The 12,633-nt window shown below is 64.5% G+C and carries 11 protein-coding genes; 6 read left to right on the top strand and 5 right to left on the bottom strand.

Annotation, left to right across the window (positions count from 1 at the left end; genetic code table 11):
• Positions 1-24 precede the first annotated feature (24 nt).
• Positions 25-1,764, top strand: a complete 1,740-nt coding sequence (locus G8767_RS21420; protein ID WP_166811644.1) for a hypothetical protein — start codon at positions 25-27, stop codon at positions 1,762-1,764.
• Here G8767_RS21420 and G8767_RS21415 read toward each other — a convergent pair.
• The gene (locus G8767_RS21415; RefSeq protein WP_166811642.1) at positions 1,711-2,925 is read right to left on the bottom strand and encodes a glycosyltransferase family 4 protein; all 1,215 of its coding nucleotides are present in this window, start codon (positions 2,923-2,925) and stop codon (positions 1,711-1,713) included. The genes G8767_RS21420 and G8767_RS21415 overlap by 54 nt on opposite strands.
• A 173-nt stretch (positions 2,926-3,098) precedes the next feature.
• On the opposite strand from G8767_RS21415, the gene G8767_RS21410 reads away from it, so the two are divergent.
• From G8767_RS21410 to G8767_RS21390, 5 genes are all read left to right on the top strand, one after another.
• Positions 3,099-3,869 (top strand): class I SAM-dependent methyltransferase, encoded by a 771-nt coding sequence (locus G8767_RS21410; RefSeq protein ID WP_003945692.1) that lies wholly within the window; start codon positions 3,099-3,101, stop codon positions 3,867-3,869.
• Positions 3,870-3,873: 4 nt separating this feature from the next.
• A complete protein-coding gene (locus tag G8767_RS21405) occupies positions 3,874-4,761 on the top strand; it encodes an ROK family protein (protein ID WP_166811640.1) in 888 nt (295 codons plus the stop codon).
• A gap of 139 nt (positions 4,762-4,900) precedes the next feature.
• On the top strand, positions 4,901-6,088 hold the full coding sequence (locus G8767_RS21400) for a phosphotransferase family protein (protein ID WP_166811638.1): 1,188 nt from the start codon (positions 4,901-4,903) through the stop codon (positions 6,086-6,088).
• A gap of 1 nt (position 6,089) precedes the next feature.
• Positions 6,090-7,259: a hypothetical protein gene (locus tag G8767_RS21395; RefSeq protein ID WP_166811636.1), complete on the top strand. Its 1,170-nt coding sequence runs from the start codon at positions 6,090-6,092 to the stop codon at positions 7,257-7,259.
• Positions 7,260-7,263: 4 nt separating this feature from the next.
• Positions 7,264-8,709 carry an aldehyde dehydrogenase gene (locus G8767_RS21390; protein WP_003945530.1) on the top strand — a complete coding sequence of 482 codons (1,446 nt, stop codon included), beginning with the start codon at positions 7,264-7,266 and terminating at the stop codon, positions 8,707-8,709.
• Between the two features lie 331 nt (positions 8,710-9,040).
• Here the strand turns inward: G8767_RS21390 and G8767_RS21385 are convergent, their stop codons facing one another.
• From G8767_RS21385 to G8767_RS21370, 4 genes are read right to left on the bottom strand one after another with little or no spacing between them, the layout of a single operon-like run.
• Positions 9,041-9,742, bottom strand: coding sequence for a (2Fe-2S) ferredoxin domain-containing protein (locus tag G8767_RS21385; protein WP_166811634.1), 702 nt, complete (start codon positions 9,740-9,742; stop codon positions 9,041-9,043).
• Positions 9,739-10,800: an ABC transporter substrate-binding protein gene (locus G8767_RS21380; RefSeq protein ID WP_166811632.1), complete on the bottom strand. Its 1,062-nt coding sequence runs from the start codon at positions 10,798-10,800 to the stop codon at positions 9,739-9,741. Before G8767_RS21380 ends, G8767_RS21385 begins: the two co-directional genes overlap by 4 nt.
• Positions 10,797-11,615 carry an ABC transporter ATP-binding protein gene (locus G8767_RS21375; protein ID WP_166811630.1) on the bottom strand — a complete coding sequence of 273 codons (819 nt, stop codon included), beginning with the start codon at positions 11,613-11,615 and terminating at the stop codon, positions 10,797-10,799. Before G8767_RS21375 ends, G8767_RS21380 begins: the two co-directional genes overlap by 4 nt.
• The gene (locus G8767_RS21370) at positions 11,612-12,619 is read right to left on the bottom strand and encodes an iron ABC transporter permease (RefSeq protein WP_166811698.1); all 1,008 of its coding nucleotides are present in this window, start codon (positions 12,617-12,619) and stop codon (positions 11,612-11,614) included. The genes G8767_RS21375 and G8767_RS21370 overlap by 4 nt, the downstream gene beginning before the upstream one ends.
• Positions 12,620-12,633 lie beyond the last annotated feature (14 nt).

The raw sequence follows: 12,633 nt of genomic DNA, 5'->3' as shown, positions 1-12,633 counted from the left end.
GATGCACCACGTATCGTGCGCGTCATGACAGTGCAAGCCGGATACCGCCGTTACCTGCCTGCGGCGTACAGCCTGGCGCTGGCACTGTTGACCCTCGGACCGCTGCTCGGCCCCGGCTACCTACTGCTGCGCGACGCCGTCAGCACGCCGCGCTCGTACCTGACCGACTCCGCCCTCGGACTCACCGACGCCGCAGCCCGCGCTGTTCCCCAGGACGCGCTGATCGCAGCGTTGAGCACCGTGATCGACGGCGGACTGGTGGTCAAGTTCATCCTGCTCGTGGCGCTCTGGCTCGCCGGTTGGGGTGCGGCGCGCATGGTCGCCGTCCTGCTGCCGACGGCCGGTCTCGGTCCACAACTGGTCGCGTCGACGGTGATGCTCTGGAACCCCTACGTGGCCGAGCGCCTGTTGCAAGGACATTGGAGCCTGCTGACCGGATATGCCGCACTGCCGTGGATCGTGTGTGCCGGAATCGGAGTTCGCCGAGCCACGCCCGGGTCTTGGTGGGCGTTGGCCGCGTCATTTGCATTCGCGGGCCTGACACCTACCGGCGCTCTGCTCGCTCTGACGGCCGCGCTGGTGGTGGTTGCCACCCCAGGAGGCCGAACCTCGGCCATGCGGCGAGTCTGCGGCGCTATCGGACTGTTCCTCGTCGCCGCCTCGCCGTGGTTGGTCGCGACCTTCGTATCCGGAGCAGCCGGCGACGGTTCCGATCCGGCGGGAGTCGCCGCCTTTGCCGCCCGAGCGGAACCGGGCCTCGCGACACTCGGCAGCCTCGCCGGTCTCGGCGGTATCTGGAACTCGGCAGCGGTACCGTCCACGCGCACAACACTCTTCGCTTTGGTCGGAACAGTTCTACTGCTTGTCGTGGTGTTTACCGGTGTGCCCGCTCTATGGCGCCGACGCCGGAACCCCGTTGTCAGTGGACTCGGCGCGCTGGCCCTGTGTGCGGTGCTCGCTCCGACCCTGGGCGCCACTCCGTGGGGGCTCGACGCCGGCCGATGGTCGGTCGAGGTTTTCACCGGCGCCGGGCTGCTGCGTGACGCGCAGAAGTGGGTCGCGCTGGCCGTACCGTTCTACGCACTCTCTGCCGCCGCCGCGGTGATGTGGGCGGGCAATCGGTTCTCCCTTCCCCGTCCGACATTCTCGATCGCCGCCGTCGTGGTGACGATCGTGGCGCTACCGGATCTGATGTGGGGCGTCGGCGGCGCGTTGAAGCCCGTGCACTATCCCGGGTCCTGGACCGTGGTGGCCGAGCAACTACGAGACGAAACCGGTGACGTTGCAGTGCTTCCCGCCGGGATGTTCCGTGCCTTCCCCTACAGCGGTGACGCGCCGGTACTCGATCCAGCACCACGCTTCCTGCCCCTCGACGTTCTGCAGACCGGCCAACTGGTGGTTGCCGGTGGTGCTGTCGGCGGTGAAGGAACCCGGGCCACCCAGGTCGAGGATCTGCTGCTTGCCGGCGGGACTCCTACCCAGCTGGCCGATCTCGGAGTCGGATGGGTACTGATCGAGCTCAGGACACCAGGCCAGTTGGGCAAGGCGGCAGCGACACTCGACGGCTTGGAACAGGTCTTCGCCGACAACGATCTCGAGCTCTACCGGGTACCGGGAGATGTTGCCGCGCAGGAAGCCTCGACCGGCGCCCGAACGGCCGTCATAGTTGCGCATCTCGCCTGGATACTGATGGGCGTGATCGCGCTGATCTCAGTCGAACTGAACCAGAACCGAATTCGACTCGCGCGGCGCGGCCAGTCCTGAGACCCACCGACCGTCCTTGTGTGCGGTCAGCACCTCGAGCACTCCGGTGCCGGTCTGCTCCCAGGAGAACTCGCCGGACCACACGCGAGCCTTCTCACCGAGCACCGTACGGAGTTCGTGGTCGCGGAGCAGGGTGCCTGCAGCCTGCGTCAGATCGGCGATGTCACCGTCATCGGCGTGCTCGCCCCCGACCAACAGCCCGGTCACTCCGTCGACGATAGAGTCGGTCAGACCTTTGGAACTGCGGTAACCGATCGTCGGAACACCGTGCTGCGCAGCCTCGATGACCGCCAGGCCCCATCCTTCCTTCCGTGAAGGCATGAGGTGAATCCACGACTGCGCAAGGAGTTCATGTTTACGGGCCTCGTCGACGTGACCGTAGAACGAGACGGCGTCACCGATTCCCAACTCTGCGGCGCGATCCCGCAGATTCTGCTCCCACCAACCGCCACCGATGACGTCGAGATGGATGTCCGGAAGCGTCGGACGCAGAGCTGCGACTGCCTCGAGTGCGTCCTCGATCTGCTTGTGCGGCACCAGTCGTGAGAGAACCGAGATGGTGGGACGCTCGGCCCTGGTGATCGATCCGCCCGCGTCGACGCCGACGGGGAGCCGGTCGGCACCGTTGCGCACCACGGCAATTCGTTCGCGCTCGACACCGAGGTCCACCAATTCTTCGGCCGAAGGAAGTGACACCGTCAGATACTGGCTACGTCGATGGGTGCGCGGTGACAATCGCGATTCGACCCACCAGCCGATCCGACCGACGAGCTTGCCTGCCACCGGCCATTGTTCACGATGGCAGTGATGGACCAGAAGCGTGACCGGCGCACCGGCCACGGTCTTCGAGAAGAAAGGGATGCCGTTCTGGGTGTCGATCACCGCGTCGGGGTGAATGCCCTTGAGCGATCCGAAACCCAGACGCCCGGCGGCAATGGCAGCCAGAGCGCGGGGGTACACGCTGAAACGACCACCGGCCCGGCTGATGGTGATGCCGTCGCGAACCTCCGACGCCGGCGCCCCGGGATACGACGCCGTCCGCAGCGTCACCTTGATGCCGCGCTCGGCCAACTGGGATCCGACCTGCTCGAGGTAACGCTCGCTTCCACCGCCCTGGGGATGCCCGGTATCGCGCCAGCAGAGCAACAGAACCTCGCGCACGTGCGTTACTCCCTGAGTTGGTCGGTGGCCACCCCGGTTCGGGCGATCCTGCGGGATGCCCCGCCTGACCGGCCGGTAACCCTGCCGAACACCCTAACTGTTCGAGCGTCCGTATTGCCGCGCTCCTGACGGTGTTCGTGGACCGGGCGGCCCAGTGGCTAAAGTTGCTACCCGTGACCAAGCCCGCAGTGACCCGCATTTTCGGCCGACGGGCAACCCTGAAACGCTCGTTCGGCCTGCTCAGCGACTTCCGCCACGAGCAGTCCGCGCCCGATATCTTCTACGGCGCGCTCGCGCGCGACTCCGTCGAATTGATCTCGGACCTGCACGAAGGTCACACCGGACGATCCCTCGACGGTCTCACCGTCCTCGACGTGGGCGGCGGTCCGGGCTATTTCGCGGAGGTCTTTCAAGCCGCAGGTGCCCGCTACATTCCCGTCGAACCCGATCCTTCGGAGATGCACGCAGCGGGTCTGACGGTGGGCGGCGCGGTGCGTGGATCCGGTTTGGCACTGCCGTTCCTGGACTCGTCCGTCGACATCTGCTTCTCCTCCAACGTGGCCGAACACGTCAGTGAACCCTGGCTGATGGCCGAGGAAATGCTGCGAGTGACCAAGCCCGGCGGCTTGATGGTTCTCTCGTACACCCTGTGGTGGGGTCCGTTCGGTGGCCACGAAACCGGACCGTGGCACGCACTGGGCGGCGAGTACGCGGCCAAGCGGTACCTCCGCAAGACCGGACGCGAACCGAAGAACAGATTCGGGGTGTCGTTGTTCAAAGTCGGCGCCACCGACGGCTTACGCTGGGCCCGTGGAACCAGCCAGGGCACATTGCTCGCCGCGATCCCCCGCTACCACCCGTCGTGGGCGTGGTGGATGGTCCGAGTCCCCGGCCTGCGGGAGTTCCTGGTGAGCAACCTCGTCGTGGTTCTCGAAAAGCGATAGCGACATGCGCCTCGCACTCGACATCGGTGGCACCAAGATGGCTGCCGGCGTCGTGTCCGAGGACGGCCGTGTTCCCGTAGTCGACAGCGTTCCGACGCCGCAGACCGACCCGTGGGGAGCGTGTGCGGCGCTGCTCGAGCGAGTCGCCGACGGCCGAGACGTCGACGGTGTGGGCATCGCGTGCGCCGGGCCGGTGGACACCGTCGCCGGCGTCGTCGCCCCCATCAACATCTCCAAGTGGGCACAGGGATTCGAGCTGGTAGCGGGCGTTCGCAGTGTTTTTCCCGACGCCGGAACCGCCCTCGCCATGGACGGAGCCGCAGCGGCTTTGGCGGAGTTCCACCACGGCGCCGGACGCGGGACCCCGAACCTCCTGAGCCTGGTCGTCTCGACGGGAATCGGCGGCGGAATCGTTCTCGGCGGCGAGATTGCTCGGGGTCGCACGGGGAACGCCGGTCACATCGGCCACCTCGTCGTTCCAGGCTCTGCCGAACCGTGTAGCTGCGGGGGCGTCGGCTGCCTCGAGACGGTGGCCAGTGGGCCCGCCGCGGTGCGATGGGCTCGTACCCAGGGATGGACGGGCACCACCGGCCGTCAGCTCGCCGAGAGCGCACACAGCGGGGACACCATCGCCGTGGACTCACTTCGCCGCGCCGGCACGGCACTCGGTGGTGCCATCGCCTCGGCGGCCGCCCTCCTGGATGTGGACCTCGCGGTGATCGGCGGCGGTTTCGCCCAGTCGGGTACACCGCTGTGGGAACCGATGCTCGACGCGGCTGCCCGACATGCCCGTTTGTCGTTCATTCAAGAGCTCCGGATCGTTCCCGCCGAGCTGGGTGACGCCGGAACTCTGACCGGCGCGGGCTTGCTCTCACTCACCGCCGTTATCTGACACGCGTTCTTCCCCGATAAATCCGCAGGGAGTCCCACTAAACGGGTGCCACCTGTTCCCAATTTCTGTAACGTGTTTTAGTGTTCTGACTCACACCGTTACGGGCATTGCACGTGACGCCTACGGGAAGGAGGTGACCGTGAGCCCAGACGCTTCCTCATCTGACGTTGCCTCGACCGCTTCTTCGACAGATGAAGCCGAGCATCACGCCCAGGTCGCCCGACCGAGCGATTCCCTCCGCGACACCGAAGACCTCCGTGAGCGACTGGAACGGTGGATGGCCGGGAAGGTGCCGAGCGGATCCACCGTGACCGTCGCCGACGTCACCTTGCCCGCAGCCAACGGCATGTCCAGTGAAACCATTCTTTTCGACGCCACCTGGGACGGCGATCATCATCCCTTGGTCGCCCGGGTGGCGCCGACGGAATCGACCATGCCGGTGTTTCCGACGTACGACCTCGAATCCCAGTTCCGCACCATGGCTCAGGTGCGAGAGCATTCGGCGGTGCCCGTGCCTGCGGTGTACTGGTCAGAGTCCGATCCGGACGCGTTGGGTGCCCCGTTCTTCGTGATGGAACGAATCTCCGGCGACGTGCCGCCCGACGTCATGCCGTACAACTTCGGATCTTGGGTCACCGAAGCGTCCCCCGAGCAGCGAAAAACCCTCCAGCGCAGCTCGGTCGGCGTCCTGGCTCAATTGCACGCCATCGACAAGCCTTGTGAGCGTTTCGACTTCCTCCGACTCCCGAATTCGGGAACGACTGCACGAGAAGCATTCACGGCGCACATCGCCGAGCAGCGCGCGTACTACGAGTGGGTGGTTTCCGACGGCGTCAGATCACCGCTCATCGAACGTGCCCTCGACTGGATCGAGGAGAACAATCCCGCGGACGATTCTCCGGCGGTGCTCTGTTGGGGCGACTCGCGCATCGGCAACGTCATGTACCAGGACTTCGCGCCGGTAGCCGTACTCGACTGGGAAATGGCAACTCTCGGCCCACGAGAGATGGATCTGGGCTGGATGGCATTCCTGCACAGGTTCTTCGAGGACATCGCCGGACTGGCCAACCTACCCGGTCTTCCCGACTTCCTTCGACTGCCGGATCTCGCGCAGACCTACGCCGAGATCACCGGCCACACCCCACACGATCTGGAGTTCTACGTTACCTACGCCGCACTGCGCCAGGCGGTGATCATGTGGCGAATCCAGGCCCGCGCCATAGCTTTCGGGCAGTCGCAGCGCCCCGAAGACCCTGACGACATGATCATGCACCGCGCTTCGCTCGCCGCGATGCTCGACGGTACCTACTGGGAGAGGTTGGCCTGACATGCTCTCACCGATGGACGACTATCCCGTTCACCAGATCGCCGAACCGATCCGTCACGTAGCCACCTCGGATCGAAACTTCTACGACCGCTACTACTTCAACTGCTACCCCACCGAATCCCCCGACGTGTTCCTCATCGTCGGACTCGGCCAGTACCCCAACCTCGGCGTCATGGACGCATTCGCAGTGCTTCGCCGCGGCGACGACCACATCGTTGCTCGCATGTCGAAGGCTCTGGGCGCCGACCGTACCGACACCACCGTCGGACCTTTGCGCATCGAAGTGCTCGAAGGACTGCAGAAGCTCCGCGTCGTCCTCGAGCCGGGCAGCGACTACGATCTCTCCTTCGACATCACCTTCGATGCCACCATCCCGGCAGCGCTCGAGCCCAAGCACTTTCGCCGCCAACTCGAACGAGTCACGTTCGACACCTCACGCTTCCTGCAGACCGGAACCTGGACCGGATCGCTCACCGTCGACGGGGAGGAACTCGCGATCGACCCCACGACATGGCGGGGAAACCGCGACCGCTCGTGGGGCGTGCGCCCGGTCGGAGAAGCCGAACCGCAAGGCAGACGCGCCGTGGACGGAATCCAGAACTTCTTCTGGATCTATGCGGTCATGCAGTTCGACGAGTTCACGATTTCGGTGATCATGCAGGAAGACGAACAGGGCAGGCGCATCGTCGAAGAAGCCATGCGGGTGTGGCCGGACGAAGCCAGGGACAACGAATGGCTCGGCCGGCCCGAACACGAGTTGACGTTCTGCCCCGACACCCGCGATGTCACCGGAGCGATCGTCACCTTCCACCGGCCGGGCGGTGAAGTCCTCACCGTCACCTGCGAACTGTTGCTGGCCAACTACATCGGAATCGGCACCGGCTACGGACTCGAACAGGACTGGCGTCACGGAATGTGGCAGGGCGAACTCGTCGTACAGGGCCTGCGCCACAAGGTCCACGAGATCGAACCGTTCCAACGCATGTTCTCCCCCGTCGACAATCTCGCGTCCTTCACGCTCACCGAAGGCGCGAACACCCATACCGGCACCGGTCTCTTCGAGGTAGCCGCCATCGGACCGCACGAGAAATACGGATTCACCAGTTTCACCGACACCGCACAGGCAGACGACGCGTATGCCCTCGCGGCGACCGACAACACCGAGGAATGAATTGATGACTGACTACGACAAGCTCTACATCGGTGGAGCATGGGTGGCCCCGGCCACCGACCAGGTACTCGAAGTGTTCTCTCCCGCAACGGAGGAGCGCGTCGGCAGCTGTCCCATCGCAGCACCGGCAGACATCGACGCGGCCGTGTCCGCAGCCCGCGCGGCGTTCGAGGGACCGTGGTCACGCACCACCCCCGCCGAGCGCGGCGCGATCCTCGCCAAGGCCGCCAAGCTGATCGAAGAGCGCAGCGCGGAGATCAACCAGCTCATCTCCAACGAGATGGGCCAGCCGCCCGCCATGGTCGGCATGATGCAGCAGACCCCGTCGATGGCGACGCTGGGCTACTACGCCGAGCTGGCCGACAAGTTCGCGTGGGAAGAGAAGCGCACCGGCGCATTCGGGCAGACCAAGGTGACCCGTGAGCCCGTCGGCGTCGTCGCCGCCGTGCTGGCCTGGAACGTCCCGCTGTTCCTGGCGATCAACAAGCTGGCCCCCGCGCTGCTCGCCGGCTGCACCGTACTGCTCAAGCCCGCACCCGAATCCCCTCTCTCCGTCCACGTGATCGCCGAGATCTTCACCGAGGCAGGCGTTCCCGAAGGCGTCATCTCCGTGCTCCCCGGCGGAGCCGAGACCGGCGAATACCTGGTCTCTCATGCGGGCATCGACAAGATCACGTTCACCGGATCCAGTGCCGTCGGCCGCAAGATCGGTGCCATCGCCGCACAGAACCTCAAGCGCTGCTCCCTCGAACTGGGTGGCAAGTCCGCCGCGATCATCCTCGAGGACGCCGACATCGCCGCCGGAATGCCGATGCTCGTCATGTCCGGCCTGATGAACACCGGTCAGGCCTGTGTCGCTCAGACCCGAATCCTCGCTCCCCGTTCGCGTTACGACGAGGTCATCGAGGGAATGAAGACCGCCGCAGGCTTCATGACCGTCGGCGATCCGTCCGATCCCGCAGCACAACTCGGCCCGCTGATCTCCGAGAAGCAGCGCGAGCGCGTCGAGGGATACATCGCCAAGGGCAAGGAAGAAGGCGCACGCGTCGTACTCGGTGGTGGACGTCCCGCCGGCCTGGACAAGGGCTGGTACGTCGAGCCGACGATCTTCGCCGACGTGGACAACTCGATGACCATCGCACGTGAGGAGATCTTCGGACCCGTTCTCTCGGTGATTCCGTACGACTCCGAGGACGAGGCCATCAAGATCGCCAACGATTCCGATTACGGCCTCGCCGGATCGGTGTGGACCACCGACATCGATCACGGACTCGAAGTTGCCGCGCAGATCCGCACGGGTACCTACGCGATCAACTGGTACGCCTTCGATCCCGGATCACCGTTCGGTGGTTACAAGAACTCCGGTATCGGTCGCGAGAACGGACCCGAGGGCCTCGAAGCCTTCTGCGAGACCAAGTCCGTACTCATGCCGCCCGGCTACGTGGGCTGACCCACCCGAGGCCAGCACCCTTTGCTGACAGTTGGCACCCGTTCCGACCTGCCGGAACGGGTGCCAACCCCATGAAATGGGTGCCAACTCCCAGCGAATCCACAGATCCACCCGGTACCGTCGAAAACGAATCAGTCATCTCACAAAGGACATTCATATGCTCACCAACGCCATCAACGCTTTCCTCGCACTCTGGGGCAGCGCCTCCGTCGGCAGCAGTGGATACCAGATCCCGCCGGGAACCCTTCCGTTCGGTTCCTGAGACAGGACAACAGAACCCGCTGAGCGCACGTCGCGCTCAGCGGGTTCTTTGCTCTCACCGACTCTGCATCTATCGGTCCAGAACGTGATCCACCAAGTGATCCTCGTGACCGGACACCAACGCGTCGGCGTCTCCGGCGTTCACATGACCGAACCACGTACCACCAGGGTTCGCGATCACCAAGGGCCCAAGGTTGCACGGGCTCAGACAACCCGTTCCCGTCACCTTTGCCGACGTTCCTTTGGCCGCGGCGCTCATGGCTCGGTGCAACGGTCCCGCTCCGTACGCCATACAGCGCGGGCCCTTGCACACCAACAGATGAGTCTCGTGCGGTTCGATCACGGACCAGGCCGGACTGCGATACGACGCCGGACTGGCAGTGATCGGCTTTCCCGCCGAGTCGAGTTCGTCGATCACCTGCGCGGCCACTGCACCTTCCAAAGATTCCGATTCGTGTAGCGACACTTCCAGTTCGGCGTCGATCCGGGTTTCACGCCAGTTCGCGACCGCCTTGCTGGTCCACGTGAGCAGGTACCGATCCCTCGGAACCGCAACGGGAATCAACACGACCTTGTCCACGTCATCGGTATGCGCTCGATCGAGTTCCTCGTGAAGGCTCGGCGACGCGATGTCGAGGTACGCAACGCAAACGTCGACGTCTGTGCCCGCCTGAACAGCGTCGAGCATCCGCCGTGCAGCCGACTCGTCCAGGCCACTGACAGTCGGCCGTAATACGACGATCACCCGACGCGAGGACCGATTGTCGCTCATGCCGACGGCGCGGTTGTCCAGTCGATGCTGCTCGACGGAGCCAGCCCGAACTCTTCGATCTTCGCGCGCAACTGTTCCGCGCCGTAGATGTTGGGGAATCCGCTGGTGAACATGGCGAGCGGAAGTACGACGAAGCGGTTCTGCTTGACGGCGTCGAGGTCGCGTAGGCCTTCTCGGCTCTTGATCGCGTCGATCTTCCCCTGTACTTCGTCAGCGCTCTTCTTGTAGTCCATGATCACGATGACGTCGGGTTCGGACTTCGCTACGGTCTCCCAGCTCGCTTTGAACCAGGTGTTGTCGACATCGGCGAACACGTTGGTTCCTCCGGCCGCGTCGATGATTCCGTTGGGGGCTCCGTTGCCTCCACTGGTGTACAGATCTTCTTCACCGCTGTCGTAGATCAGTACCTTCGGCTTGTCGGCGGCATCCGGCGCCGACTCCAGACGCGCCAAACGCGAATCCAATTCGGTCTGAGCCTGGGCGGCGGTGTCCTCGGTTCCGAACAGCTTTCCGTAATTGGTCACGTCCGCACGGAGAGCATCCCACGGCCCCATCGTTCCGAGCGCGGAATCCGCGGCGGCGCTCTGCCGACAACTGTCGGAGATGACATATGCATCGATATTGTTGCTCTGCAGTGATTCCGGCGTCACGCCGGAGGCGCCCTTGAACAAGCCGCTGTAGGACCCGACCACCAGGTCCGCCTGCTTACCCAGAATCGTCTCCATCGTGATCGTTCCGTCCAGGTGTGGAACGTCGGCGATTCCGGGACCGAACATCGAGTCCATGACCGCGTCGTTGTTCGTGTTCAACACGACGGCAGCGAGGCGATCCAGACCGCCGACTCGGAGAATGGTGCCGATATTGGCCGCATTGCTTGTCGCAACAACTTTTTCGATCGGACGTTGGAAAGTGCTTTCCGTTCCGCAGTTCTCCAGCGTGACCGAAGTCTTGTCCGCGGAGTCGTCGACGGGCGTGGTTGCCGAGCATCCGGACACGGCCAACAACGCTGTTGCGGCTGCGACCGCACCGAACGACGCTCGGGTCTTGACGTGTATCAAAGTGCACTCTCCGAAAATGTGTGTTGTGGTTGAGGATTTCGTGATTCGAATACGAGGTGTGAACGGCCGGTAACCGGGTTCACGAGCGCGAATGTCTCGACGCCGAAAACAGTTGCCACGACCGAGGTCGTGAGTACGTCGGAGGGATGGCCGAACGCGTGGCCCACGCCATCCGCGAGAACGAGCACCCGATCACACACTGCTGCAGCCAAATCGAGGTCGTGCAGTGCCATGATCACCGTCCGGTCCAGCGACCGGACCAGATCGAGCAGTTCGAGTTGGTGCCGGATGTCGAGATGATTGGTCGGCTCGTCGAGGATGAGCACGCCGGCGTCCTGCGCGAGTCCCCGGGCGAGAAACACCCGCCGACGCTCCCCACCGGACAGCGTGTCCATGGAAGAGAACCGGTGCTCGATCATTCCGACCTCGCCCAGAGCACGATCAACGACGGCCTTCTCGTCCTTGCCGCCGACACTCCAGGGCTTTGCATGTGGTGTGCGGCCCAGAGTCACGTACTCGTGCACCAACAAATCGGCGGGACTCTGCTCTTCCTGCGCCACAAAGGAAATGGCTTTGGCCCGCGAACGCGCGGACATCGTGTGGACCGACTCGTCGCCGACGCGAACGTCACCGTCGGCGATCGGCCCGAGACCGGCAAGAGCCCGCAAGAACGTCGACTTGCCCGAACCGTTCGGACCAACCACGCCGACCACTGCGCCGGCGTCAGCCGCGATGTCGACGCCTTTGACGATGGTTCGACGGTCGATGCGGACAACGACTCCGGACGCTGTCAGCGGCAGCGCTCGGGCGCTCACGAACTACCCCCGAATCGGTAGCGCCGACGGCCGAGAAGCAGAAGAAACAGCGGGGCGCCGATCACCCCGGTCACCACGCTCAGCGGGATCTCCGTCGGTCGCAACGAGGTCCGCGCCACGACGTCGACCCATACCAGGAACGACGCGCCGATCAGTGCTGCCGCCGGCAATACCACTCGATGTCTGGCTCCGACGATCATGCGTGTGACGTGCGGAATAACCAAGCCTACGAAGGCAATCGCGCCGGACACTGCAACCATCGTGCCGACCAACGCTGCCAGCACTCCGAACAACACGTTTCGCAGGGTTCGGATGGGAATACCGAGCGAAGCGGCGACGTCCGGCCCGGCCGCCAGTGCGTCGAGCCAACCGTGCAGGGCGAACACTGCTGCCGTCAGCAGGACCACAACGATGACCGGCGCCCACAACTTGTCCCAGGAGGCCCCGGCCAAACTTCCCAGGAGCCAGAACAATACGGACTGTGCGGCCTGTGAGTCGTTGGTGCGCAGCACCAGAAAACTCGCGATCGCCGACAGGGCGGATGCGGTGACTGTCCCGGTCAGAACCAATCGCAGCGGGGTGATGCCGCCTTGCAGTGTCGCGATGGTGAAGACGAGAATCGCAGCACCCAATGCCCCGATCATCGCACCGAAGCTGAGCGCCCATACTCCGGCGCCGGCGAACAGTCCGGTGGTGATGACGGCGGTGGCACCGACACTCGCGCCGGACGACACTCCCAGCAGGTGGGGATCGGCAAGAGCGTTACGGACGAGGGTTTGCACCACCGCACCGGCGACGGCAAGACCAGCGCCGACGGCCAGACCGAGCAGTACCCGAGGTGCTCTGATTCCCCACACGATCGCAAGTTCGGAACGCGTGACGGGTGGGCCTCCGAAGCGCGAGTGCACCACGTCCACCACAGTGGACACAGGGAGCATCTCGGATCCGAATGCCAACGCGCACACAGCAGAGAGCACGGTGACGACCAGCAGAGCGGGCAGCACGATACCCGGACTGA

Origin of the sequence: Rhodococcus sp. IC4_135, assembly GCF_011602025.1 — a bacterium.
GTDB classification, from domain to species: domain Bacteria; phylum Actinomycetota; class Actinomycetes; order Mycobacteriales; family Mycobacteriaceae; genus Rhodococcus_F; species Rhodococcus_F baikonurensis.
Note: the sequence above shows the minus strand (reverse complement) of the source record. Positions and strands in the feature narration are given on the sequence as shown.

Bases quoted from the DNA above. Each gene is read 5' to 3' on its own strand.
- G8767_RS21420 (WP_166811644.1), top strand. From the start codon at position 25: ATGACAGTGCAAGCCGGATACCGCCGTTACCTGCCTGCGGCGTACAGC.
- G8767_RS21405 (WP_166811640.1), top strand. From the start codon at position 3,874: ATGCGCCTCGCACTCGACATCGGTGGCACCAAGATGGCTGCCGGCGTC.
- G8767_RS21395 (WP_166811636.1), top strand. From the start codon at position 6,090: ATGCTCTCACCGATGGACGACTATCCCGTTCACCAGATCGCCGAACCG.
- G8767_RS21390 (WP_003945530.1), top strand. From the start codon at position 7,264: ATGACTGACTACGACAAGCTCTACATCGGTGGAGCATGGGTGGCCCCG.
- G8767_RS21385 (WP_166811634.1), bottom strand. From the start codon at position 9,742: ATGAGCGACAATCGGTCCTCGCGTCGGGTGATCGTCGTATTACGGCCG.